Origin of the sequence: Paenibacillus sp. FSL R10-2748, assembly GCF_038005565.1 — a bacterium.
GTDB classification, from domain to species: Bacteria; Bacillota; Bacilli; order Paenibacillales; family Paenibacillaceae; genus Paenibacillus; species Paenibacillus polymyxa_B.
Map to the genome: position 1 here is coordinate 358,281 of NZ_JBBOTK010000003.1, position 25,141 is coordinate 383,421.

24 protein-coding genes are annotated in these 25,141 nt (G+C 48.4%); 17 read left to right on the forward strand and 7 right to left on the reverse strand.

Going from position 1 to position 25,141, the window contains the following annotated elements; translation table 11 throughout:
• The first annotated feature begins 168 nt into the window (after nt 1–168).
• The 8 genes from kduI (at nt 169) to NSS66_RS11575 (ending at nt 8,774) form a co-directional block, all read left to right on the forward strand.
• Nucleotides 169–999 carry a 5-dehydro-4-deoxy-D-glucuronate isomerase gene (kduI, locus tag NSS66_RS11540; protein ID WP_023990866.1) on the forward strand — a complete coding sequence of 277 codons (831 nt, stop codon included), beginning with the start codon at nt 169–171 and terminating at the stop codon, nt 997–999.
• Nucleotides 1,000–1,077: 78 nt separating this feature from the next.
• A complete protein-coding gene (locus NSS66_RS11545; RefSeq protein WP_025683172.1) occupies nt 1,078–1,722 on the forward strand; it encodes a bifunctional 2-keto-4-hydroxyglutarate aldolase/2-keto-3-deoxy-6-phosphogluconate aldolase in 645 nt (214 codons plus the stop codon).
• 49 nt (nt 1,723–1,771) lie between these two features.
• On the forward strand, nt 1,772–2,548 hold the full coding sequence (gene kduD, locus NSS66_RS11550) for a 2-dehydro-3-deoxy-D-gluconate 5-dehydrogenase KduD (protein ID WP_071558081.1): 777 nt from the start codon (nt 1,772–1,774) through the stop codon (nt 2,546–2,548).
• A 247-nt stretch (nt 2,549–2,795) separates the two neighbouring features.
• Nucleotides 2,796–4,034, forward strand: a complete 1,239-nt coding sequence (locus tag NSS66_RS11555; RefSeq protein WP_025721977.1) for a CynX/NimT family MFS transporter — start codon at nt 2,796–2,798, stop codon at nt 4,032–4,034.
• Nucleotides 4,015–5,166 carry a winged helix-turn-helix domain-containing protein gene (locus tag NSS66_RS11560; RefSeq protein ID WP_340958967.1) on the forward strand — a complete coding sequence of 384 codons (1,152 nt, stop codon included), beginning with the start codon at nt 4,015–4,017 and terminating at the stop codon, nt 5,164–5,166. Before NSS66_RS11555 ends, NSS66_RS11560 begins: the two co-directional genes overlap by 20 nt.
• A 92-nt stretch (nt 5,167–5,258) precedes the next feature.
• Nucleotides 5,259–6,620, forward strand: coding sequence for an MFS transporter (locus tag NSS66_RS11565; RefSeq protein ID WP_340958968.1), 1,362 nt, complete (start codon nt 5,259–5,261; stop codon nt 6,618–6,620).
• A gap of 62 nt (nt 6,621–6,682) precedes the next feature.
• Complete coding sequence (locus NSS66_RS11570) at nt 6,683–7,273, forward strand: GNAT family N-acetyltransferase (RefSeq protein WP_071558084.1); 591 nt, start codon at nt 6,683–6,685, stop codon at nt 7,271–7,273.
• A 313-nt stretch (nt 7,274–7,586) separates the two neighbouring features.
• Nucleotides 7,587–8,774: a cation:proton antiporter gene (locus NSS66_RS11575; RefSeq protein ID WP_340958970.1), complete on the forward strand. Its 1,188-nt coding sequence runs from the start codon at nt 7,587–7,589 to the stop codon at nt 8,772–8,774.
• Nucleotides 8,775–8,932: 158 nt separating this feature from the next.
• Here the strand turns inward: NSS66_RS11575 and NSS66_RS11580 are convergent, their stop codons facing one another.
• Complete coding sequence (locus tag NSS66_RS11580) at nt 8,933–9,568, reverse strand: NAD(P)-dependent oxidoreductase (protein WP_028540794.1); 636 nt, start codon at nt 9,566–9,568, stop codon at nt 8,933–8,935.
• Nucleotides 9,569–9,828: 260 nt separating this feature from the next.
• Here NSS66_RS11580 and NSS66_RS11585 point away from each other — a divergent pair, with 260 nt between their 5' ends.
• Complete coding sequence (locus NSS66_RS11585; RefSeq protein ID WP_340958971.1) at nt 9,829–10,782, forward strand: alpha/beta hydrolase; 954 nt, start codon at nt 9,829–9,831, stop codon at nt 10,780–10,782.
• A 204-nt stretch (nt 10,783–10,986) separates the two neighbouring features.
• Here the strand turns inward: NSS66_RS11585 and NSS66_RS11590 are convergent, their stop codons facing one another.
• Nucleotides 10,987–11,484: a DUF1036 domain-containing protein gene (locus tag NSS66_RS11590; protein ID WP_025721808.1), complete on the reverse strand. Its 498-nt coding sequence runs from the start codon at nt 11,482–11,484 to the stop codon at nt 10,987–10,989.
• A gap of 369 nt (nt 11,485–11,853) precedes the next feature.
• Here NSS66_RS11590 and NSS66_RS11595 point away from each other — a divergent pair, with 369 nt between their 5' ends.
• From NSS66_RS11595 to NSS66_RS11605, 3 genes are all read left to right on the forward strand, one after another.
• Nucleotides 11,854–12,411, forward strand: a complete 558-nt coding sequence (locus NSS66_RS11595; protein ID WP_340958973.1) for a glycerol-3-phosphate responsive antiterminator — start codon at nt 11,854–11,856, stop codon at nt 12,409–12,411.
• Between the two features lie 57 nt (nt 12,412–12,468).
• A complete protein-coding gene (glpK, locus tag NSS66_RS11600; RefSeq protein WP_340958974.1) occupies nt 12,469–13,959 on the forward strand; it encodes a glycerol kinase GlpK in 1,491 nt (496 codons plus the stop codon).
• Nucleotides 13,960–14,187: 228 nt separating this feature from the next.
• Nucleotides 14,188–15,891: a glycerol-3-phosphate dehydrogenase/oxidase gene (locus NSS66_RS11605; RefSeq protein WP_340959097.1), complete on the forward strand. Its 1,704-nt coding sequence runs from the start codon at nt 14,188–14,190 to the stop codon at nt 15,889–15,891.
• Nucleotides 15,892–16,006: 115 nt separating this feature from the next.
• Here the strand turns inward: NSS66_RS11605 and NSS66_RS11610 are convergent, their stop codons facing one another.
• Together NSS66_RS11610 and NSS66_RS11615 are read right to left on the reverse strand one after the other, a co-directional pair.
• Entirely contained in the window at nt 16,007–16,684 is a 678-nt protein-coding gene (locus NSS66_RS11610; protein WP_013312486.1) for a CidB/LrgB family autolysis modulator, read from the reverse strand.
• Nucleotides 16,681–17,052 (reverse strand): CidA/LrgA family protein, encoded by a 372-nt coding sequence (locus tag NSS66_RS11615; RefSeq protein WP_013312485.1) that lies wholly within the window; start codon nt 17,050–17,052, stop codon nt 16,681–16,683. The genes NSS66_RS11610 and NSS66_RS11615 overlap by 4 nt, the downstream gene beginning before the upstream one ends.
• 131 nt (nt 17,053–17,183) lie before the next feature.
• Between NSS66_RS11615 and cidR the strand changes: the two genes are divergently transcribed.
• Nucleotides 17,184–18,083 carry a cidABC operon transcriptional activator CidR gene (cidR, locus tag NSS66_RS11620; RefSeq protein WP_023990853.1) on the forward strand — a complete coding sequence of 300 codons (900 nt, stop codon included), beginning with the start codon at nt 17,184–17,186 and terminating at the stop codon, nt 18,081–18,083.
• Nucleotides 18,084–18,188: 105 nt separating this feature from the next.
• On the opposite strand, the gene NSS66_RS11625 is transcribed toward cidR, so the two are convergent.
• Nucleotides 18,189–18,362 (reverse strand): aspartyl-phosphate phosphatase Spo0E family protein, encoded by a 174-nt coding sequence (locus tag NSS66_RS11625; protein WP_013312483.1) that lies wholly within the window; start codon nt 18,360–18,362, stop codon nt 18,189–18,191.
• A gap of 134 nt (nt 18,363–18,496) precedes the next feature.
• Complete coding sequence (locus tag NSS66_RS11630; RefSeq protein WP_076156555.1) at nt 18,497–19,573, reverse strand: diguanylate cyclase; 1,077 nt, start codon at nt 19,571–19,573, stop codon at nt 18,497–18,499.
• 168 nt (nt 19,574–19,741) lie between these two features.
• Here NSS66_RS11630 and NSS66_RS11635 point away from each other — a divergent pair, with 168 nt between their 5' ends.
• From NSS66_RS11635 to NSS66_RS11645, 3 genes are read left to right on the forward strand one after another with little or no spacing between them, the layout of a single operon-like run.
• Nucleotides 19,742–22,114 carry an ATP-dependent DNA helicase gene (locus NSS66_RS11635; protein WP_340959098.1) on the forward strand — a complete coding sequence of 791 codons (2,373 nt, stop codon included), beginning with the start codon at nt 19,742–19,744 and terminating at the stop codon, nt 22,112–22,114.
• Nucleotides 22,104–22,613 (forward strand): MarR family winged helix-turn-helix transcriptional regulator, encoded by a 510-nt coding sequence (locus tag NSS66_RS11640; protein ID WP_013312480.1) that lies wholly within the window; start codon nt 22,104–22,106, stop codon nt 22,611–22,613. Before NSS66_RS11635 ends, NSS66_RS11640 begins: the two co-directional genes overlap by 11 nt.
• A 37-nt stretch (nt 22,614–22,650) precedes the next feature.
• Nucleotides 22,651–23,259 (forward strand): pentapeptide repeat-containing protein, encoded by a 609-nt coding sequence (locus tag NSS66_RS11645; RefSeq protein ID WP_028540785.1) that lies wholly within the window; start codon nt 22,651–22,653, stop codon nt 23,257–23,259.
• A gap of 80 nt (nt 23,260–23,339) precedes the next feature.
• Here NSS66_RS11645 and NSS66_RS11650 read toward each other — a convergent pair whose 3' ends face one another.
• Nucleotides 23,340–23,933: a hypothetical protein gene (locus tag NSS66_RS11650; RefSeq protein WP_028540784.1), complete on the reverse strand. Its 594-nt coding sequence runs from the start codon at nt 23,931–23,933 to the stop codon at nt 23,340–23,342.
• Between the two features lie 211 nt (nt 23,934–24,144).
• Between NSS66_RS11650 and NSS66_RS11655 the strand changes: the two genes are divergently transcribed.
• The gene (locus NSS66_RS11655; RefSeq protein ID WP_340958977.1) at nt 24,145–25,101 is read left to right on the forward strand and encodes a nucleoside hydrolase; all 957 of its coding nucleotides are present in this window, start codon (nt 24,145–24,147) and stop codon (nt 25,099–25,101) included.
• Nucleotides 25,102–25,141 lie beyond the last annotated feature (40 nt).

The following is a 25,141-nucleotide window of genomic DNA, read 5'->3' on the forward strand; positions in this document are numbered from 1 at the left end:
ATCGTGTAAAACTTCGTGTGTATTAAGGGTTTTTCTAGGAATAGTGAAGTTTTGGGTTGACACCCTCTTAGATAATTATTACAATTCTAGCTAAGAAGTAGAGTTAGAAACCGCTTTTATAACAATTCCGTTGATAAAAAAGTTTATCTAAACAGGAGGAATGTTTTTATGGAAATGCGTTATTCAACTCATCCCGAACATGCCAAGCATTTTACGACTGAAGAGTTGCGTCAGCACTATCTGATCCAGGAACTGTTTGTACCTGAGGAGGTAAAGTTGGTCTATACGCATGAAGATCGTGTCATTATCGGGGGCATTTATCCCGTGAATAAATCTGTTGCACTGGAAGGTAACGATCAAATCAAAGCGGAAACTTTCCTGGAGCGCCGCGAACTGGGTATTTTTAATGTCGGGGGCAGCGGTACGGTCAAGGTGGACGGTGAAACTTACGAGCTGGCCACAAAAGACTGTCTCTACGTAGGTAAAGGTGGTAAGGAGTTGATCTTTGAAAGCGATTCCAGTGAAAAGCCTGCAAAATTTTATATCGTTTCGGCCCTGGCTCATACCACATATCCGACGACAAAGCAGTCTTTTGCCGATGTACCGTCTGAAAGTCTGGGTTCGCAGGAAACAGCCAACAACCGTACGTTGCGTCGCTTTATCCATGATGAAGGCATTCAAAGTTGCCAATTGGTTATGGGGATGACGACGTTGGAGAACGGCAGTGTGTGGAACTCCATGCCGACACATGTTCATGACCGTCGTATGGAAGTGTATTTCTACTTTGAACTGGATGAGAATGCGAGAATGTTCCACCTGATGGGTGAACCGAACGAAACGCGCCATCTGGTGATGAAGAATGATGAAGCCGTTATTTCTCCACCTTGGTCTATCCACTGCGGTGCGGCTACGGGCAGCTATACCTTCATTTGGGGCATGGCCGGTGAAAATAAAACATACAAAGACATGGATCAGGTTGCCATGAGCGAGTTGCGTTAATCCGATCAGTGTATTGGAGCGTAGACCTGCAAGCGGCTGAGGTACATGGTCATCCCATTCGTGGAAAGGATCAGGAACATGACGAAAAAGAAAGTTTTGGAACATATCACTTCAGTAGGTGTCGTCGCAGTCATTCGGGGAAACACGGCGGAGGAAGCATATCTAATGTCTAAAGCCTGCATTGAAGGCGGCTTGGATAATATTGAGCTTACATTTACGACGCCGGATGCGGATCAGGTCATTCGAAGATTGAGAGACGAATTTAAAGATCGGGCAGTGATTGGTGCAGGAACGGTATTGGAGTCACTGACGGCGAGAATTGCTATTCTGGCCGGAGCAGAGTTTGTCGTGAGTCCTTCTTTTGAAGAAGAAACAGCGAAGCTGTGCAACTTGTATGCGATTCCTTATATGCCCGGCTGTATGACGCTAAATGAGATCAAGGAAGCCATGAAATTGGGTAGTGATGTCGTGAAGTTGTTCCCAGGAAGTGCGATGGGGGCGGACTTTGTTAAGGCCGTCAGAGGTCCAATGCCTCATGTACAGATTATGCCAACCGGTGGCGTTGATCTGGACAATATGGAAACCTGGCTGCGTAATGGATGTGTAGCCGTGGGAATTGGGGGTAATTTGACGGCTCCAGCCAAGGAAGGTCGCTACGACTTGATCACAGAAAATGCAGCACGTTATGTAGCTAAATATAAGGAAGTACGCGCAGCGCTGTAGGCTTCAGGAAATATAGGTTTTTATACTAATTTGTGATGGAGGCGTAGACATGGGTCTGGACAATTTTTCATTGGATTTTTTCAGTCTAAAGGGTAAAACGGCGATTGTAACAGGAGGCAACAGTGGTTTGGGTCAAGGGTATTCCGTAGCTTTGGCCAAAGCGGGTGCAGACCTGTTCATTGTAGCTAACAATGATGATTATGAAGAAACAAAACGTCTGCTCGAACCTACAGGTGTGAAGGTTGTCTTTCATGAGGCGGATCTGACGCAAAAAGAATCCATTAAAAAAATTGTAGAAGAATGCGTCAATGAATTCGGTAAAATTGATATCCTCGTAAACAATGCAGGTACGATTCGACGCGCCCCTCTGCTCGAGTATAAAGATGAGGATTGGGACGCTGTTATGGAGATCAACCTGAATGCCGTATATCATCTGAGCCAGGGAGTGGCAAAGGTGATGGTAGAGCAAAAAAGCGGGAAGATTATCAATGTCGCTTCTATGCTTGCTTTTCAGGGTGGCAAATTCGTTCCGCCGTATACAGCGAGCAAGCATGCGGTAGCTGGTTTGACCAAGGCATTTGCGAACGAGCTGGCAGTTCATAACGTTCAGATTAATGCGATTGCGCCGGGTTATATTGCTACGGCAAATACAGCTCCAATCCGTGCGGATGAAAGTCGCAATCAAGAAATCTTGTCGCGTATTCCTGCGGGTCGTTGGGGCGATCCGTCTGATTTGATGGGAGTTGTGGTTTTCCTCGCCAGTCAGGGTTCCGACTACATGAACGGTCATATCTTGGCGGTGGACGGCGGCTGGTTGGTACGTTAAGCAGCGCTGGTCGCATCGGAGTTTATGAACTGAAAGCTGCCTCCAAAGGAAACTATCCTTTCAGGCAGCTTTTATTTTTTCAATGAAGCTATATGGTGAACTTGAAGACTTGGGGCGCTGTGTCGATCCGTCCTATGCATATGGCACGAATGCCTTTATAATTTAATGAGATAAAAATTGCTAGGCTCCAGCCGTACACTTGGTTGGAGCCTTTGAGCATAATACAGATGGATTGGAGAATGGAGAGATGAGTTCACAGCAACACCAACGAGCTTTGGTATACAAATCTTTGTGGCATGCCGGTCCTTGGGTGCTTGCCGTAGGGATCATTCTGGTAGGTGCCAATCTGCGCGCCTCGATTACCTCGGTAGGACCTCTTATCGGTTTGATTAAGGATTCTTTGCATATTTCGAATACACTGAGTGGCCTATTAACGACATTGCCGCTGCTGGCTTTTGCCCTGTTGTCACCTTTTGTAGCCAAACTGTCGCGCCGCTTCGGGTCGTCTCTTATTATTTTTGCAGCCTTGCTGCTGTTGACCGCAGGTATTGTGGTGCGCTCAACGCTGGGGGTGACCGCATTATTTGTCGGGACCGCCATGCTGGGACTGGCCATTGCCGTGTGTAATGTGTTACTGCCCAGTCTGATCAAAGAGGAGTTTCCTCGCAACAGCGGACTAATGACCGGCGTATACTCAGTATCCATGAATGTGGTCGCAGCAACCGCATCTGGCCTGAGTATACCGCTGGCTATAAATGGAGGTATGGGCTGGCGAGGTGCTTTGGGAATATGGGGGATTGTGGGTGTCGTAGGTATTTTACTCTGGGTGCCCCAGCTCCTTAAGGCACGCAAAACAGCCAATAAAGCGGCAGTGTCTGCCCGAACCGTGAATGTATATACATCGTCTTTGGCTTGGAAGGTGACGCTGTTTATGGGGCTGCAATCTGCTCTGTTCTATGTTCCTGCCGCCTGGTTTCCAGAAATGATGAGCGGACAGGGAATGGATTCAGAGACTGCGGGATGGATGCTGTCTGTGCTGCAGTTTTCGCAAATGCCATTTACCTTTATTGTGCCTATTTGGGCGGCACGGGTGAAGGATCAGCGGGTATTGGTTCTGATTATGGCTGCGCTGTATTTTATCGGTCTGGGTGGATTTCTGCTTGGAGCTACACAGTGGAGTGTGATTTGGGTCATTTGTATCGGTATAGCGGGTGGTTTTGCTTTCCCGTTAGTGATGATGTTCTTTAATTTGCGGACGCGGACACCGCAGCAGGCAGCAGAGCTGTCTGGTATGGCGCAATCCTTTGGTTATTTGCTAGCAGCGACCGGGCCGACACTGTTCGGTTATTTGCATGATGCGACACAAGGCTGGACAATTCCGCTGCTGCTGCTCTTGTGCCTGAGTGTTCTGCTTATGTTTATAGGGCTAGGTGCAGCCAAGAAACGATATGTCGGAGGCGAGGTGGATGATCAGACTGCAATTTGATGCAGACGGTTACAGTGTGATCTGTAATGCAGATCGTGTTATGTTGTTGGCTAAAGAGTTTGCGCTGCTGCGCTTTCTGTACGATAACCGGAATCAGGTGTTCACCCGGGAACAACTGCTGGATCGTGTGTGGCCGCTGGAGTATCCGGTGGAGCGTACGGTGGATGATCATATCTACAGATTGCGCAAAAAACTTAAGTCATGGGATGTGCTCCGTATTCATACGGTCAGAGGGTATGGCTACAGCTTGACCTTGACTGACGTGCGGTCACAGAATCATCCGTCCTTGCACGATCAGGAGGTGCAGGACGCCGTACATGGACTATTCCGGAAATACCAGCTGTTGGGGCAGGGGAATTCCATCGTAGCGCTGGCTGCCCAGCAGGAGCAGATGGGTTTTGAATTGTCTGTCTTTTATCAAATGTATACCCGTTTTGTACAGGCGGATGTGTCCTGGTTCTTGGAGCGGGAGGACTTTACACGCGCAGACCGATTGTATTGGATGCTGCTGCTATATATGTGCACAGCAGGGGTGACGGATGAGGGGCTTGCTCTATGTGAGTGTGCGCTTTCCAGCAGGTTGCTGTCCAGTGATCAGGAACGGGAATTACGCATTCTCAACATCCTGGAGGCTTATGTGGAAAATGGAAAACCTGAACGCGCACAGGAAGGTCTACCACTGACCTTGAGGGTCATGGAGCGGGATGATCTCGATAAATTTGTGATGCCTGTTGCACTGATGGAGATGTACATGCATCTGGCTTCCAATCATATGGAAAAGGCTGCGAAACTGTCTGATCGTCTGGAAGGCATGCTGTCGGAGGCTCCGTATTTACGCGAACTGGGCCGTTATCGCATGATGCGCGGACTTATGCTTTTACGTACTGGAGATGTGGGCAACGCCGAGCGGCTCATGGATGAAGGACTGGACACCCTTGATATGGCTAAACAGGAATTGCTAAAAATCAAGGCGATCTGCCAAATCCGCAGTTTTTTGAAGCTTTGCGGCTCCTATCCCATGCTGGAAGAGAAATATGCGGCTCAATATGATCGGCTTGACCGGGATAACAGTTTAACACTGCATCGTCCAGCGCTAAGGCGCTGGTTGGAACAAACACTTTCTGTCGTCTGATGTTTTTAGCTGTCTGATTTTCCTCTGATATAGACCCGCTAGAATGTTCTTATTGCTAAAGAAGCTGAAAATGAGAGCAGGGTGAGTAGATAATGAAGGAAAAGAAAGAACTGCAATCCACGCCTAGCATTTGGCGCAATGGCCGTTTTCGGCGGATGTTTGCGGCGCACACGGCTGCTTCCTTTGGCGATTGGTTTGATGCTATCGCCATTCAGGTGCTTGTTGCCTATCGCTGGGAAGCCGACCCTATGATGATTGCACTGATTCCGGTAGTGATGGCCCTACCGGGTCTGCTGCTGGGTTCCATCGCGGGCACGTTAGCCGACCGGGTACACAAGGCCAGGCTGATGATCGTCTGCGATGCAGCTATTGCCTTATTGACGCTGGCCATCCTCGCCGTCCCGGGCCCGGCGTGGCTGCTGCCTTTGCTTGGTCTGCGCGCGGCCGCTGGCGTATTCCAAATGCCTTCACAGCAAGGCTTGACTCGCACGGTAGTCGCCAGCGACGACCTATTTCGGGCAACCTCGCTGAATGGGTTAGTCAATCAGGCCTCCAAAGTGGCAGGGCCATTACTGGGCGCTATGACCTTGACTGTGCTGTCCCCCCAGGCATGCATTATTCTCAATGCATTGCTGCGCCTCTGTTCCGGCCTGCTGCTGTGGCCGCTGCGCGGAATCGGTCCAGCGCTGGTCAGCGCAGACCAACAAGCTGTTGCAGCCGAGCAGCAAGGAAAGTCGGCTGCGCATACAGCGCCTGAGGCTGATGAAGCCAAAATGCGGGAGGAGCATGTCCGCGCATCTCGTTTTTTCAACCAATGGCGTGAGGGCTGGGCGTTCTTATGGCGCAGTCGAATGCTTTTGCATACGCTCATATTCGGACTTTTCGGCTTAATCGCCATTCTCATGATCGACTACCAGTTCCCTACATTGCTGCGAGTGCTCGCTCCAGGTAATGAATCGCTGCTTGGCTGGCTGGTTTCAGCCATTGGGGCTGGCGCCGTCGGCTGCATGCTTGTGCTTAATCGCTTGAATCGCATAAGCGCAGGCTGGGGGCTCGGTGGTGGATATGTGCTGGTTGGCGGAGCTATTGCTGCTTTAGGCTGGGCGCAACCTGGAACTGGATTGCCTGTACTGCTTATGATCGGGGCTGTGCTGGGCGTGGGCAACGGCCTGTACATTATCACCCAGAACTATATATTACAAGCCAAAACCCCTGCTGATATGGTAGGACGCGTCTTTGGTATCCAAAGTACCGTGATTGGAGCAATCATGGTCGTTTCACCGCTTGCCGGAGGAGTATTGATCCGAATAGCAGGGGCGGGCACGGCTTTTGTCTGGATCGGAATGACTGTTGGAATCCTGGGTTTGACGGGACTGTTGCTTCAATCTGTAATTTGGCGCGAGTCCCTCGCCGATTCTAGCCTGACTACGGAGCAAAATGCAGACCTTGCGTAGTCGATCTTGCGCAATAATTTGCTTTGATTTTCGTCATTTATATTTTTAGCATGGGAGAGATCATGATGACTCAACAAACTTCATCCTCAGAGCCTGTGGCACGGTTACTTGAAGGATCACGGGTATACTTGCGTCCCGTTAACGTAGAGGACACCGAGCTATACTATAATACATTGTTCGATCAGGATGTGCGGCGGCTGACAGGCACACAACGCAGCTTTACCAAGGATCAAATTGCCCGTTATATTGAAGCTAAAGGACAGGATGCCTCAAGCCTGCTTCTGTTGATTGCGCTTCGCGAAGATGATCGTGTCATTGGGGATATAGCCCTGCAGGATATGGACAGCTTGAACCGCAGCGCCAACATCCGTATTGCAATCAATGAGCAGGGAAATCAGGGGAAAGGCTACGGCACCGAAGCGCTTGTACTCATGCTGGGTTACGGATTTGGTATCTGTAATCTGCATCGGATTGAGCTGAATGTATTTGATTTTAATGAACGTGCCATTCGTTGCTATGAAAAAGTAGGCTTTCAGCGTGAAGGTGTACAACGGGATGCTTTATTCTACAATCATGAATACCATGATTCGATTCTGATGAGTATGCTGGACCACGAATACCGCGACCGCTATGTGAAAAAAGCAGAAAGTTAATTCAACACGTTTACACGGGTTTACAGAAGAGATATAATTAAAGGATAAAGTTGCTTGTTTGCGCAAGTATGACCGACAACATCAAATGAATATATGAATTACCGGAGGAGCCTGTCACCAAGGCTCCTTTATGTCTTTTTTAGGGGAACCTGTGCTGTATCTCGGGTTCCCCTTTTTATTTTGCGAGTTGTCCGTTAAGGTCAGACACATATTTTGCACGTTTGTTTAGCATTTTATGATTATTAGTTTTCTTCAATATTGTGGGTTATGCGCAAATGAGTTCAAGGATTAAATAAAAGGAGGTTATCAGCCTATGCAATTTATACTATATCTTCTGCTGATTCTACTGTTTACAAAAGTCGCGGGTCATTTGTCTGTCAAGCTCGCTCAACCAGCGGTATTGGGAAAGCTGATCGCAGGAATTGTGCTGGGTCCAGCCGTATTAGGATGGGTTCAGAATGATTCGCTGATTCATAATATATCTGAAATCGGCGTGCTGCTGCTGATGTTCATTGCTGGACTGGAGACGGACCTGGATCAACTTCGACGTAACTGGAAGCCTGCGGTAGCTGTGGCGGTTGGAGGTATTATTTTACCGCTAATTTGCGGCTTTGGTGTAGGGGAAGCCTTTGGATTCTCGGTGCATGAAGGCTGGTTTCTAGGAATTATTCTGAGTGCTACCTCTGTAAGCATTACGGTACAGGTACTCAAGGATATGAATAAGCTGAATACCCGGGAAGGCTCGACCATTTTGGGTGCGGCAGTGCTGGATGATGTGCTTGTCGTGGTACTACTAGCGGTAGTAATGAGTATATTCGGTATGGGTGGAGAAACATCGCTGGGGCTTCTTGTTGGCAAAAAGCTAGTTTTCTTCGTGGTAGCTATTCTGGGTGGCTGGTTCGTTGTTCCATGGATTATGAAAATACTTGCTCCACTCAAGGTGACTGAAGCAGTCATCACGACTGCGTTGATTATTTGCTTTGGGTTTGCGTATTTTGCGGATATGTTGGGGATGGCAGGTATTATCGGGGCTTTTGCGGCCGGGATTGCCATTGCACAAACCAGCTTTAAGCACGTCGTAGAAGAAAAGGTGGAGCCCATCGCTTATTCCATCTTTGTTCCTGTATTTTTTGTCAGCATCGGATTAAATGTTTCCTTTGAGGGAGTAGGGCAGCAGCTCGGATTTGTTGTTGTTTTGACACTGATTGCGCTGGTGACAAAGCTAATCGGGGGAGGTCTCGGGGCGCGGCTGACGGGCTTCGATAACCGTTCTGCCCTTGCGATCGGCTCCGGGATGATATCTCGCGGCGAGGTTGCACTTATTATTGCAGCTACCGGTCTACAGACGGGTCTGTTGGCACAGCAATATTTTACATCGGTGATCATTGCCATCATTCTGACGACCTTGGCTTCGCCTCCGATTCTCAAGCTGTGTTTTAGCGATAAGAGGGAGAGTTACGCTCACGATATAGAAAAGAAGGTCAGTACTGACAAGTCATAACGAGAGTATCAACAGGTCATAACAAAAAGACCCTTCGGGTTCAGCTTCTCATAGCGTGCATGGAAAGTCTGATTTAGAGTAAAGCGGACTTTCCATGCAGCATGAGAAAATGGGCGAAGGGTCTCTTTTATGCTATAAACGCTGCAAGAATAGGGAAATTAGGATTCGGACACCACTGTGAAACGTTGGTTCAGATGTTGCGGTTTTTCGATTTCGTCCACTACGGCAACTGCATAATCTTCATAGCTGACATAGCTTGCACCTTTGGAATTAACCAACAGCGTTTCTTTTCCCACTTGGTAAGAGCCTGTACGTTTACCCAGAGCAAATTCCGCAGAAGGACTAATGAAAGTCCAGTTCAGATCGCTAGTACCACGCAGAATTTCCAGGTTTTTTCCTTGGTTATTTGCTGTTGGATATACGAAATCAGGGAAGCCAGGAGCATCTTTTACCAAAAGTGTTTGGGATTCGTCAGTGAACAAGCTGCCTGCACCACCTACGACAATTAGGCGAGTACCGGATACATTACGCAGGGCTTCAATTAGTACGTTACCTGCATCGACATGCAGATGCTCTTGTCCGAGTGGAGCGGCAAAAGCATTAACGACTACGTCAAAACCTTTCAGATCATCTGTTTTCAGATCAAAAACGTCTTTTTGTACTACAGTAGCACGGCTTTCCGTTACCTTAGCCAAGTCACGGACGATGGCGGTTACTTCATGTCCTCTGTCTAATGCTTCTTTTACGATATTACTTCCTGCTTTACCGGTTGCACCAATAACTGCAATTTTCATAATAGATAGCCTCCTATAAATATGATTTGGATGATTCATTAGTTTGATCGTAAGTGTACCTGGTACATTTACGAACTTTAACATGTAACTATTATAGTTACAATATAAAATAAAAGTCAAGCTCTTCTGTTGGGCAAACTAAAGTCCTCCGATTGGAAAGAGAGGAACTCGTTTAAATATATAAGGTGAAACTGAATGAGCAAACTTAAGCCATATTGGATATATGTAGAGCACAGATAAGAAAGGAAGAGTGAAACGATATGAGTAAAAAAGTACAGCTTGAACCCGCAGCGCAGAAATTTGCAGACGACAATGCCAAGCCTCCGTTTCTATATGATTTGGGTCCTGAAAAAGGACGTGAAACGGTCAATGAGGTTCAATCCGGTCCAGCAGACAAACCCGCCGCAGATGTAGAAGATCTGTCTATTCCAGGTGGGCCTGGCGGTGAGGTGAAGGTCAGAATTGTTCGTCCACAACAGGTGACAAGCGATCTCCCGGTCATTGTATATATTCATGGAGCAGGCTGGGTATTCGGTAATGCCCATACGCATGATCGTCTGATTCGTGAATTGGCAGTCGGCTCACAGGCAGCCGTTGTATTCCCGGAATACAGCTTATCACCTGAAGCTAAATATCCGACGGCAATTGAGGAAATTTACGCGGTCGTTCAATGGGTGGCACAGCATGGGCGCGAGCATGGATTGAAGCCCGATACGCTGACGATAGCCGGAGACAGTGTCGGCGGTAACATGACCGCGGCCGTAACGCTGCTGGCCAAAGAACGCAGTGGTCCTTCCATCCGGCAGCAGTTGTTATTTTATCCGGTGACGGACGCTTCCTTTGACACGGAATCATACCAGGAGTTCGCCACAGGATATTTCCTGAGCCGCGAAGGAATGCAATGGTTTTGGGATCAATATACGACGGATCCCAACGAACGAGCGCAGATCACGGCGTCCCCGTTACGTGCCACCACAGAACAGCTCAAAGGGCTACCGCGTGCGCTGGTCATTACAGGCGAGGCCGATGTGCTGCGCGATGAAGGTGAGGCCTATGCGAACAAGCTGCGTGAAGCGGGGATAGATGTGACCGCTGCACGCTTTCAAGGCATCATTCACGACTTTGTGATGCTGAACCCATTGTCGGAAACCGCGGCCAAGCGCGGTGCGATCATGCTCGCTACCTCATGGCTGCGCCGAGGGTTTGAGGGCTAGATTAGCTTCAGGCTGAGAGGATAGCAGCGATCGTGCTGGGTAAAGGGGTACAGTTAAAGCATAACAGTAAGGGCAGAAATAAATCGGATCTGCATGAAGCCAAACACGCTTTACAGACGAGCGAAGGAATACGAAGCGAGTATGTAAGGAAGCGCCTCCCAGTTCATGTCTGGAGGTGCTTCTTTTGGTTCTGTATATATAATTCTAGTTGCGTTTACCATATAGTGGTTTTCTATTCTTGCCTAACTTACCTAATTTTCCAGGTGATTTTATAAAGCTGAACTTCCCTAATTTAAAATTGGCCTTTCTTTTTTTCGCCACTAGAGTACGTCTTGACTTAGAGGCACCTTGGGTACTATCTACAAGGTTTAGTGTGTAGTTTTCGAAATTACCAACATTAATCTCATCGAACCCCACACTTCTACAGCCTTGACCTTGGCAACCTGCTATCCAGCATCTTGTGAAAGCCTCTCTAGGAACATCTGTGTAGAAACCACCACCCCACCAATTACCAAAACTGTCATGTCCATAGACATAAAAAAATTGGTTTGCTGCTGATCCAGCTACAAGAAGTGCGCGTCTACCGGGTTCTATACGGTACCACCCTCTCTTAGCATAGGTGATAGGACTACAACCAGAATCATAGTATCCAACAGCAACCGAAATAGGGTTAGGTGTACTGTTACGAACATAAAAACCCATTCTATTCACTCCATTCTTTGAAAGATTAATATTAATTTATGCGAGTTTTTCGAAAATGAAATAGACATATGGTTGATTAAAAAGCACAAAAAAGAAAGCAATATCTCAATGTTTTTGTGGTAGGGAAGTAAAAGAGGCGGGAGTAATCGAGCGCACAGTTGGGGATGATGGGGAGCTCCAACCACAATATCCCAGCAACCTGGCAGATGTGGCAGCCAATAGAGATGATCCATGGATGTTGTTTAGAAATAAAGGCACATATGGAGTATAAAGGGGTATTCTTTTGAAACCGCTTCACCTTCGTCGAACAGAGTGATAATATAAAATTTGAACGAGTTTGACCGACATTCAGCTTTAAGGGGGATATCCATGCCATTTCAGGGACAACGCATTTTACCTGCAGCTAAGCATATGAAGCAGCTGGAGGGTATTTTGGACAGCTCTTATGAGTATGCGGTTTTTCTGGATACGCATGTAGCGCAGCTGCGCAACCTGTACCAGATGGCTAGGAGTCGCAGCAAGCAAATGCTTCTGCATGCCGACCTGGTGCAAGGCTTGAAGAATGACGAGTATGCGGCTGAATATTTGTGTCAGGAAATTAAGCCGTTTGGGATTATTTCGACCCGATCCGGGGTGATTGCAACTGCTAAAAAGAAAGGGATTCTTGCTGTACAGCGGGTGTTCCTGCTCGATACGATTGCGCTGGAAAAAAGCTACGCGCTGGTGGAAAAAACACGACCTGATTATATTGAGGTGCTGCCCGGTGTTGTTCCACCTATGATTAAGGAAGTCAGCGAACGCACGGGCATTCCCATTTTGGCGGGCGGACTTATTCGCACCCCAGAGGATGTGGAAGCGGCGTTGGCTGCGGGAGCTACAGCAGTTACAACCTCCAATAAGCGGCTGTTCGAGCATTATAAGCAATAGCTTTTATTTGAATCAAGTGGGTAACAATACATAAATATGCAAGGAGGCTGGGAAACGATGGAGCAATACATTCTTGCCTTGGATCAGGGTACAACCAGTTCGCGGGCCATCTTGTTTGATCGGCAGGGAAAAGTGGTATACAAGGCACAACGGGAGTTCCCACAGTATTTTCCCCAGCCGGGGTGGGTAGAGCAAAACGCAAATGAAATATGGAGCTCTATTTTGGCCGTCATCGCCTCCTGCCTGTCGGAATCAGGTGTGAAAGCCAACCAAATTGCCGGGATTGGTATTACGAATCAACGGGAAACCGTAGTGGTGTGGGATAAACATACGGGTCTTCCTGTATATCATGCGCTGGTATGGCAGTCACGGCAAACAGCCGGGATCTGCGAGGAATTGAAAAGCCGTGGATTTGATCATATTTTTCATAGCAAAACGGGACTACTCATTGATCCCTACTTTTCTGGCACCAAGGTCAAATGGATACTCGACAACGTCGAAGGGGCACGAGCTCAAGCGGAGCGTGGGGATTTGCTGTTTGGTACGATTGATACCTGGCTAATCTGGAGATTGTCCGGTGGTAAAGCACATGTAACGGACTACTCCAATGCGGCCCGCACACTCATGTACAACATATATGAGCTAAAATGGGATGAGGAGCTGCTGGATATTCTCGGCGTTCCTGCGTCTATGCTACCAGAGGTGAAATCATCTTCTGAGATATATGCTCATACGGTGGATTATCACTTTTTTGGGCAGGAAATTCCTATTGCCGGAGCGGCGGGCGATCAGCAAGCAGCTCTGTTCGGTCAGGGATGCTTTGACAAGGGCATGATTAAAAATACATACGGTACGGGATGCTTTATGCTGATGAATACCGGAGATGAACCCTGTGACTCGGAACATGGACTGATTACGACCATTGCATGGGGGCTGAATGGTCAGGTAAAGTATGCGCTGGAGGGCAGCATTTTTGTAGCTGGGTCTGCTATTCAGTGGTTGCGTGATGGGCTGCGCATGTTCCGCGAGGCCAAAGATAGTGAAGCGTATGCGGCGCGTGTGACCTCGACGGAAGGGGTATATTTTGTCCCGGCCTTTGTAGGTCTAGGCAGCCCGTATTGGGACAGTGACGTGCGCGGCGCGACATTTGGTTTGACGCGGGGAACAACCAAGGAGCACTTTATACGAGCGGTACTGGAATCGCTGGCCTACCAGACTAAAGATGTCCTAACTGCCATGGCGAGCGATTCGGGTGTACCTGTGTGCTCATTGCGTGTAGATGGAGGTGCAGTGATGAACGAGTTCCTGATGCAGTTCCAGAGCGATATTCTCGATCTGCCTGTAGAACGACCTGCTGTGAACGAGACAACTGCACTCGGTGCGGCGTATTTAGCAGGGCTGGCAGTTGGGTTTTGGAGCAGTCTGGATGAAGTCCGGGGATATGCGCAGAGTGATCATACCTTTACTCCGTCCATGAGTGAGGACATGCGGACTGAGCTTTATGGTGGCTGGAAAAAGGCAGTTCATGCCGCAATGGCGTTCAAGTAGAGACGGTTTTGCGATAGAAGGGAGCCATCTGGCAACAGGCAGATTTCCCTTTTCATAGCGTACCGTGTGTGCTACGATATAGATAAGTTAATACTCGTCAGGAGACTTGGAGAGACCATGAACCGCTCGGCATCCGCCGCAGCGATGTTCGTGGTCTTTTTTTGTACCTTATGATGATTCGGTTGGCAGATTGCATCGTGAATATATACAAAGCTGGAGGGATAAATGATGGGAGAACAGGGATTTGCTGCGCAGGAGAGAACCGCTGTTTTGGAACGTATGGGACATGAGCATTTGGATATTTTAATCATTGGCGGCGGCATTACAGGGGCGGGTATTGCGCTGGATGCGGCGGATCGTGGTTTGAAGACAGCATTGGTGGAGATGCAGGATTTCGCAGCGGGTACGTCCAGTCGCTCGACCAAGCTAGTGCATGGTGGTCTTCGTTATTTGAAGCAGTTTGAAGTTAAGATGGTAGCCGAGGTCGGGAAGGAGCGGGCAATCGTATTCGAAAATGGTCCACATGTGACCATACCCGAGCGTATGCTACTTCCTTTTCACAAGGGCGGCACGTTTAACGCATTCACCACCTCTGTCGGGCTGCTGGTATATGATTTCCTTGCTGGTGTTAAGCGTAGTGAGCGCCGCCGCATGCTGGACATCCAAGCTACACTAGAGCGCGAGCCTTTGCTGAAGCGTGATGGACTGAAGGGAAGCGGCAGCTATGTAGAGTACCGCACAGATGACGCTCGCCTGACGATTGAGGTCATGAAGGAAGCTGTTACACGAGGGGCGCTGGCGGTGAACTATGCCAAGGCTGACAAGCTGCTGTATGACGAAGGACGAATAAGCGGTGCAAGCGTAACGGACCGGGTAACGGGAAAACCATACGAAATTCAAGCTTCGCTGGTTATTAATGCAGCCGGACCATGGGTAGACACGTTACGGGAAATGGATCGCTCCAAAGAGGGCAAGGTGCTTCGCCTGACGAAAGGTATTCACCTGGTGTTCGATGCTGAGCGCTTTCCGCTCAAACAGGCAGTGTACTTCGATACACCGGATGGACGCATGGTATTTGCCATCCCACGTGATGGAAAAACCTATGCAGGTACGACCGACACGGTGTATGAGGGGGATACGGCGCATCCCCGGATGACCGCCGAAGATCGGGCCTATGTGCTTCAAGCGATCAACGGAATGTTTCCGGATGTAAAGCTGACTGTTACGGATGTAGAATCCAGTTGGGCAGGGGTACGGCCGCTCATTTATGAAGACGGTAAAAGCCCTTCGGAAATTTCACGCAAGGACGAAATTTGGGAATCCCGTTCAGGTCTGATCACGATTGCAGGCGGCAAGCTGACGGGCTACCGGAAAATGTCCGAACTCGTCGTGGATCGTGCGGTACAGGAGCTGGGGCGCTTGCATGGGCAGAGCTTCCGGGCATGCCGCACCAGACATATCCCGATTTCGGGTGGCAGCGTAGGAGGCTCAGCGGGCTGGGACGCGTACGTAGGTAAGCAAACCGCAGCAGGTGTTGCGCTCGGCCTGTCGCCGGATATAGCTAGAGCATGGGCTACCCGCTATGGCTCCAACACAGAGCGATTGTTTGCCATAGCGGCACAGAGCATGAAGGAGGCTACCGAGAAGGAAGCGGCGCTGCCTGTGGAAGTGCGTGCCCCGCTCCTGTATGCGATGGAACAGGAAATGACAGTGACACCGTCTGATTTTTTTATACGCCGAACTGGGGCTCTGTTCTTCCAGATTGACGAGGTGAAGCGCTGGAAACAGCCCGCCATTGCATTGATGTCCGAACATGCAGGCTGGAGCGCCGCGCAAGAACGACAATATACGGCTGAGCTGGATGCTTACCTGTATGAAGCTGTAACGCCTGTAGAGGTAGAGGTGAAACCCGGTGACGTTAAAGCTATTTGAGGCCGCGAGGGATATATATCCTTGAGCCATCCATTGCTTTGAGACATGGACTGAAAGCAAAGAAGCAGCGATTCTTCATAACAAGAGAATCGCTGCTTCTTTGTATACAGATGGCTTACAGCATCAAGTGGAACAGGAACGGGGCAGCCGCCAAGGTAAAGAGAGCGGCGAGCACCATCGAGATGCTGGATATCGTCCCCGTCAGCGAACTGAACTCGAATGCTTTGGAAGTGCCTGTACCATGAGCACCGGTACCGAGCAGCACCCCACGTGAGACTTCATTTTCGATACGGAACAGTTTTACAATCATCGGACCGATAATAAGACCGCTCAATCCGGTCAGAATAACGAATACAGCCGTGACCGTCGGATTGCCGCCAATCGTTTGCGATACATTCATCGCAATGGGCGTCGTAATGGAGCGAGGAATCAGGCTGCTCAGCAGCGAAGAATTCAGGTGCATCCACTTAGCAAGCGCCATGGAGGACAACACGGCTACAACAGACCCAGACAGCACGCTAAGCACGATTTGGGTCGCGTGTTTTTTTAACACAGGGAAATATCGGTACAAAGGGACAGCAAATGCAATCGTAGCTGGCTGTAGCAGCATGGACAGCAAGTGAGCGCCCGAATTATAAGAACGGTAGTTCACACCCGTCAGCGTCAAAATCAAAATGATAACAATAGGTGTAATGAGCAATGGAGACAAATACACCTTGGGTAGTGTGCGGTACATGCGTTTGGCCATCCAGTAAATAGCGAGTGTCAATACAATACATAGAAGACCGGTCATGATGATTTATGCTCCTTTCGTTTACCAAGCAGACTAGCGACCATACCTGTGCAGGCCATCACCAGAAAGGTGCCGAGCAACACGACCAGCATAATGCTCATACCATCGTGTTCCAGCATCGGCCAATAATTCATAACGCCGACAGCGGAGGGGATAAAGAATAATAGCAGCTCGGCCAGCAACCAATTTGCACCAACTTCAATCCAGCTTAGCCGGACCAAGCCGGTTTGCAGCAGAATAAAAAGGATCAGCATACCAATGATACTACCGGGTACAGGCAGGTGGAGCCAAGAGACTACCGCGTTCAGGATGAGCGAAAAGGCCATCAGGACGGCGATCTGGAGGACACCGCGTATGAAGCTTTTCATATATAATGGCTCCTATCTTTGAGATCGGTTATTTTCAAACTGTAATGAAATTTTACATCACAAGCTTTCATGAGTAAAATGCATATAAAGAATGTAATCTATTCCGTTTGTCTATGGGAGAAGGTGTAGCTTTGGATATCCGACATTTACAATACTTTTTGGAAGTCGCGCGGTTGCGTAGCTTTACAAAGGCAGCCCAGAGCATGTTTATTACCCAGCCGACGATCAGTAAGACGATTAAAAGTCTGGAAGATGAATTGGGGGTCGCTTTGTTCGACCGAATTGGCAAAAGAATCGAACTGACGGACGCGGGAAAGGTAATTGAGCTTCAAGCACAAGCGATTGTAAAGTCCTTTCAAAGCCTGTCCTCGGAGCTGAGTGATTTGATGAACCTGAAAAAGGGACATATCCGTATTGGCCTGCCCCCTATGGTCGGATCAAGCTTTTTTCCGCGTGTCATTGGAGAATTCCATAAGGCATATCCTGATGTGACCATTCAATTATTTGAGGACGGGGCGAAGAAAGTGGAACAGGACGTAGAAGCCGGGGCATTGGATATCGGGGTGATTGTGCTGCCTGCGGTTGGAGATATGTTTGAGACATTTCTGTTTGTGGAGGAAAAGCTGAATTTGCTCGTTCATCCTACGCATGCATTGGCAGAGTGCAAGGAGGTACCGTTATCTGCGTTGGCGGAGGAGGCGTTTGTACTGTTCCGTGAGGATTTTACGCTGCATGACCGTATCATTGCGGAATGTGTTCGTGCTGGCTTTCAGCCGCGTGTAGTCTACGAAAGCTCACAATGGGATCTGATTAGCGAAATGGTTGCTGCAAACCTGGGAGTAGCGCTGTTGCCGGAGGCCATTTGCCGAGATCTGGATTCCGAGCGCTTGCGTGTTCTTCCATTGGTGGACCCCGTCATACCTTGGCATTTGGGGATGATCTGGCGGAACGATCGTTATCTGTCCTTTGCCGCCAGAGAATGGATATCGTTCACACAACAATTGTTGCGGACGGAATATGGCGGAAAATAGTCAGTCAACAAGAAGGTGAGTACGATGCAGAGGTGCACCGAAGGAGGACGAATACTGCTTACATCATAAAAAAGCTGCCCTGAGGGGCAGCGATGTAGCTTGCTTCTATGAGTGTGTTTGGTTTATTGCACGCTTGGTGTGAAGGTACTTGTCCATAATACGGTCAAGTCTGGAGGATTTGTCCAATACACGTTCATCTTTTAATCCGTGTAAGTCAGCCATGCGATTCAGTTCACGGCGTTCTTTTTCCATGAGTTTTTCCAATTGTTCGAGGTTCACAAAGCCCACCCCCCATGTCGATTGTAAGGCATGTCTCCACTAGCGGCAGAAGTTTTTTTGATAACGATGTTATTTCCATTTTACCACTTTTTATTAACAATAATCCAGCTTTCCTGACATTTAGCGACTAATATTTATGGTTTTGCCAGTTTCACCTGATTGCGTCCTGAACGCTTAGCTTCATATAATGCCTCATCTGACTTTTCCAGTAAGTGCCTCGATGCAATGACAGGTGAACTGCCTGCTCCAATGGATACGGTTAGAGAGATCGAGGTTCCGTCATTCAAAAGAAAACGTTCATTTTCCACAGCTTTCCGAATCTTTTCGGCAAAGCTTGCTGCTTTCTGACTATCACAATTTCCAATCAGAATGGCAAATTCCTCTCCGCCTTTACGGGAGGGGTACGCCCTCGTTGTAGATTCCCGGATTAACAGCATTCCTAATTGGCTTAAGACGGTATCTCCGTTCAAATGACCATACGTATCATTAATATTTTTAAAGTGGTCAATATCCAGCATCACGAGTCCAAAGGGTTGTTTTGTAGTCTTGGAAGTATGGAAGACCTCTTCAAATAGCGCATCGAAAGCACGCGGACTGTAGAGTCCGGTTAAATGATCCCGATTTGCAGCTTCTTCCAGCAGATGAACAGCCCGTTCTGTTTTTTTGATATGGGACATCATAAAATAAGTGAACAGGCCGCCAAGTAACTTAACGGTTGTGATTATTATCATAGATTCATTATCAGGAGGATTAACCACATAGAAAGTAGATAACAGCGACACTATAGCAGCTCCAAGCACGGCCGACATCCACTTGCGGAGTGTTAGGCTTTTTTCTCGAATAAAGATAAGTGAAATGCCCAGTGTCATGAAGCAATTGACGGTAGCAGTCAGAGAAACATCTGTCCAACCACCTGTGATGTAAATACGGTACAGGCTTATGATCAAGGTAGTCAGCAGACCGGATACCGATCCTCCCATATAAACAGAAATGATAATCGCCAATTGGCGCAGATCGACCACAAAGTGCCCACGGATCCATAAACCGGTCATCATTAACAGAATGCCAAACAGACCCAGCATTAAACCGTTCATTACCCGATAAATGAATACATGTTTTTTTAGGTAACGCTCATATTTCCGGAAAAATAAATTTCCAAAGAATAAGAAGCTTGTTAATAACGCAAAATTGTTAATTAATTCTTTTAACATATCCCTATCCTTTATGCTGAAATGAGAGTTGTAGTATCGTGGGGAATAAAGCAAAAGGCCTCGTTTCTATATTTCGGTAAAAAGTAGGCATGAGTGAATACCAATCGACCACAAACGATTCTTATGTCCCTTACGTTTCGTTTATCTACGTGGTACAGTGAAAGGACTATGACCGGAACGGGTGATCGTATGAAGGAACCAATTCACATATCGGTGCGTCCTCTTGTGGAGTATGTGCATCGGAGCGGCAGCATTCATAGCGGCTTTCGCTCGAATAGCAGTATGCTCGAAGGAACTCGCGTGCATCAGGTTATCCAGAAAGGTTACAAGGAGCATGACCGCAAAGAGGTACATTTACGTACAGAAATTTCGTATAAGGACGAATTGTTTATCATTGAAGGTCGCTGTGACGGACTGATTGAGCTGGATGGCGTATGGACGGTTGATGAAATTAAATCGATCTCTTTGCCCCTCGAAGATATTCAGGGTGACGGTCAACCCGTACACTGGGCACAAGCATTTCTGTATGCCTATATGATTGCTCGTGAGGAACAACATCATTCCATGCAGGTCCAGCTTACTTATGTACAGGCACACAGTGAAGACATTCGCCGATTTAGGCGCGAGCTATCCTTTGCTGAGCTAGAAGCTTTCGCACAAGAGATGATTGCTGGTTATGCACCGTATGCATTCCTGCTGAGAGCACATGCGGAAAAGCGGGATGCCAGCATTGCTATGTTGAACTTTCCCTTTGATACGTATCGTTCGGGTCAGCGAACTCTCGCGGGTTCGGTGTACAAGACGATTGCCGAAGGGGTTAACCTGTTTGCCAAAGCGCCTACAGGTATTGGTAAAACGGTATCCACCTTGTTTCCTGCGATCAAGGCTATCGGTGAGGGGCAGGTTAGGCGAGTATATTATGTGACGGCTCGTACCACGACTCGGGCAGCAGCCGAAGAAGCTTACGCCAGAATGCAGGCCCAAGGGCTGCACATGCATGTGGTGACTTTGACTGCGAAGGATAAAATTTGCTTTAAGGATGAAAATGATTGTGATGCTGGATCATGCAGCATGTGCGAGGGCTATTACGACCGGATCAACGGTGCGGTATCCGATATTTTGGCGAATGAGACGTTAATGACCCGGGCGGTGATTGAGCATTATGCGCGCAAGCATAAGGTATGTCCCTTTGAATTTTCGCTGGATGTGGCGTATGCCTCGGATGGTATAATCAGTGATTATAATTATGTTTTCGATCCACGGATTTCTTTGAAAAGATTGCTGGAGGAGCACAAGCGAAAAGGTGTCGTACTGGTGGATGAGGCGCATAATCTGGTAGAACGCGGCCGGGACATGTTTTCGGCGGAAATTTTGAAATCTTCTTTTTTGGAACTGAAACGAGAATTTAAGTTGCTAAGCCCAGAGATTGCTGCGGCTGCGAGTGCAGTGAACGCACATATGATTATGCTGCGCAAGCAATATGCAGATACAGGAAAAGCAGTGGAGACAGCAGCACCGCAAGAGGTGCTGGAGCTGTTGGCGCCTTTTGTGGAAGCAGCTGAACGTGAACTGGTGACGGGGGGCAGTACAAGCCACGCAAGCGGTGAGGGTACGGCTTATGCATTGCTTCTAGATACGTATTTTACCGCTCAGAATATGCTGCGCATTGCTGCTTTATACGATGAACGATACGTTACTTATGTGGAAGCGGGGCGCAGTGAAGTGAGGGTCAAGCTGTTCTGCCTCGATCCTTCTCACTTGCTGGGACAAGCTATTAAGGGCTACCGCTCAGCCATTTATTTTTCCGCAACGTTGACACCGCTTGCTTATTACCGGGACATGCTCGGAGCAAACGAGGAAGATTATACGTTACAGGTTCCTTCCCCCTTCCATCAGGAGCAATGGGATGTACGTCTGCTGCCGCTCTCCATCCGTTATCGGGATCGTGAGCGTTCCAAAGGGGCGATTGCGGATATGCTGGCTGCATTGGTTGTAGAACGGAAAGGAAATATCCTTGTGTTTTTCCCGTCCTATCCATATCTGCGTGAGGTATATGAGGAGTTCATGCTTCGGGACGTGTCCGCAAATACGTTGGTACAAAGTCCGGGGATGACCGAACCAGAGCGGGATCGATTTCTAGAGGCTTTCCAGCCTGGGCAAGAGCACACCTTGCTTGGCTTTGCCGTACTGGGTGGTGTGTTTGCTGAAGGTGTCGATTTACCTGGGGATCGCTTAAATGGGGTAGTGGTCGTCGGCGTCGGCTTGCCGCAAATTGGAGCAGAGCGGGATGTGCTGCGGGATTATTTTTCCGAACAGGGACGGAATGGTTTCAACTATGCGTATGTATATCCAGGGATGAACAAGGTTCTTCAGGCAGGTGGCAGACTTATTCGCACAGAGCACGACGAAGGATTGTTGGTCCTGGTAGATGATCGTTTTGCCAAGGAACCGTATGCTTCTTTGCTGCCAGACGAATGGAAAAGCTACCGTCTGACGGAACAAGCGGGATTAAGGAAGGAATGGATAGACTATGAACTTTAATTTTCATAATGACTCCATACGCGGGGTGCTGCGTAGCTTTGGACATGAAGATGCCGAAGTGGATAATATAGAGACTTTTGTGACATTTGCGCGCTTGGCTAACGGTATTTTCAGAGAAATGGATACCGATTTTAGCAAGTTGGGGGCTTCTCAGGGCCGGATTATTGTTCTTAGCCTGTTGCATTGCCATTCGCCGCATCGCATGACACCATCAGAGTTGGCGGAAAAAGCTGATGTGACGCGTGGAACCATGACGGGGCTGATCGACGGATTAGAGCGAGATGGCATGATTGAACGTGTGGCTCATGAGAGTGACGGGCGGATGGTGACTGTCGGATTAAAAGAGGCAGGACGAGAGCTGTTAAGTAAGATAGTCCCTTATTATACGAAGTTAATTCGGTCGTGCATGTCTGAGTTTACGCCGCAGGATCATAAGATGATGAAGGGTTTACTGGGAAAAATGAAAGGCGGTTTTGAGCGGTCCTTGCCGAAATGCTGAATTCCTAATATAAGGAATAAGGAATAGGAGAGAGAACATGTTCTTTTATACAGATGAGGTCTATGAAGCCCGTGATTTTGGATCAATGGATGCCAGAGAAGGCGAGTGGAGAAATTGCGAGTTTACCCGATGTCGCTTTCGGGGTGTGGAGATGAATGAGTCCCTCGTGGAGGGCTGTACTTTTGTGGACTGTGATTTTACCGGAGCCATTCTGAATGCATCTCACTACAAGGAGTCGGCTTTTACCAATTGTTTGTTCACCAGCGCCAATCTGTTTGTAGTCCGGTTTGATAACTGCAAGCTAGTAGGTTCAGATTTTGCGGGGGCGAATATGGATGGTATCACAATTACGGGCGGAGACTGGTCTTATACGAATTTGCGTCATGCAGATTTAAGAAAACAAGATTTGCGAAAAATACGATTCAAGGAAGCTGACTTATCCGAATGCAATTTGGAAAAAGCAGATTTGCGGGAGGCGGATCTTACCCGGGTAAGACTGCACAAAGCCCATCTTCAAGGAACAGACCTGCGCGGTGCGAAAATGGATGGTGTGAATTTTAAAGATCTGGACATCACTGGAGCCAAGCTGGATATCGAGCAGGCAGTAGCGGTAGCTCGCTCCTATGGAGCCAAGGTGGAAGGCTAAAAAGCACGGGATACAGGAGCTGTCTCGATCTGCAGTACCCCGTGTGGGTGAAATGGATGGTTGACTTGAATTTGAAGGACTTAATCTTTAGTGGATGCTGGCAGTAGTGGAATTGCTGCTTCCGGGTCCCGGTTTGGCAAATGATCAACTCCCACAGGCTCTAGCGGCTGCTGTGGAACCGTCCAGTTGCGCGCGATATCTGCCGCAGTTCGCTGCTCCAGCAAGCGCTTGGCCACTTCATAACATTGATCGACATGCCGATTACCAATGGTTCGCATAGCAGTAAAGCCAATTGCCGCGGCTAGCCCTTGCCCCAGAAGGGGGACAAACTTGCTAACCTGCTTGGTAGCGATACGAATGCCCATTTTTTTCAAAATCTGCACGATGACTTCACGGGTAATGAGTCGCCCGATCAGCTTGCTGCCAATTGAGGTGATAAAACCATACACCATGGATTTTGTTTCTGCGTCCAGACCTTCCAGCTGCTTCTCAGATAATCCGAATTTTCCATTAATAGCTGGCAGTAGCTGCATCAAAATGCCAACATCAGCAAGAACGTCAGCCCCTGGAACTGGAACTAATACCGCCCCACCTGAAGCCGCAGCCCTTTTCGTCACCATGGATTTACATTCTTTACGGATCTGCTCCAACTCTTCTATTGTTCGGGCTGTCATATGCATCTCTCCTTCATACGCTTCCGATTAGGACCCACGATTCTACCCTGTTATTACACACATTTCTACCTTTCTTAAGCATGGAGTAAGCAAAAAATCCCTGATTCACGCACTATCCCACATTTACTCCTGTGAAGCGATCAGGCATAATGAAGGATGGTTGCCGATAAGAACAAGCCTGTTTTACGGGGATAAAGGAAGGAAGAGACAGATGAGTCAGACAAACGTTTATTTTAATCATGATGGTGGAGTGGATGATCTAGTATCCCTGTTTATGCTGCTTCAGATGGAGCAGGTTCATTTGACCGGAGTATCGGTGATTCCAGCAGATGGTTACCTGGAGCCTGCGACGGATGCCAGTCGTAAAATTATTGATCGTTTTGGACAAAATAAAGGGCCTGTGGAAGTCGCAAAGTCTAATTCACGCGGTAAAAATCCGTTTCCTGCCGCTTGGCGTTTACATTCCTTCTATGTGGATGCATTACCCGTACTGAATGAATCAGGGCGTATGGAAGCACCGCTTTCATCCCTGCCAGCTCATCGGCACCTGATTGAAAAGGTACGCGGAGCTGAAGGTAAGACGCTGTTGCTATTCACTGGACCGCTAACCGATCTGGCGCGAGCGCTGGATGAAGCACCGGATATTGAAGCAAAGATTGAAAAGCTGGTATGGATGGGCGGCACCTTTGAAAAAGGGAATGTGGAGGAGCCGGAGCATGACGGTACAGCAGAGTGGAATGTGTTCTGGGACCCGGAAGCGGCATATCGGGTGTGGCAAAGTGGCATTACGATTGATCTGGTAGCGCTGGAAAGCACAAGCAAAGTGCCATTAACTCCAGCAGTACGCAATCGTTGGGCTGCGGAGCGCCGATATGAAGGCGTGGATTTCTTGGGCAATTGCTATGCAGGATGTCCTCCGCTTGTTTATAGCGAAACGAACTCAACCTATTACTTGTGGGATGTACTGACCACTGCATCCGTAGGACGCCCGGACATTGTCAAGAAAAAGACGGTGCATTGCAGCGTTATCGCAGAAGGCCCAAGTCAGGGCAGAACGGTGGAACAGGCAAGTGGACGTCCTGTGAATCTGGTATATGATACAGATCCAGAAGCCTTCTTTACGTATATGGCGGATTTGGCCAAGCTGGCTGCTCCCAAACGTTACTAAGTCTGGCTATGCACAAACGTGCGGCATAGGGTGATAATAC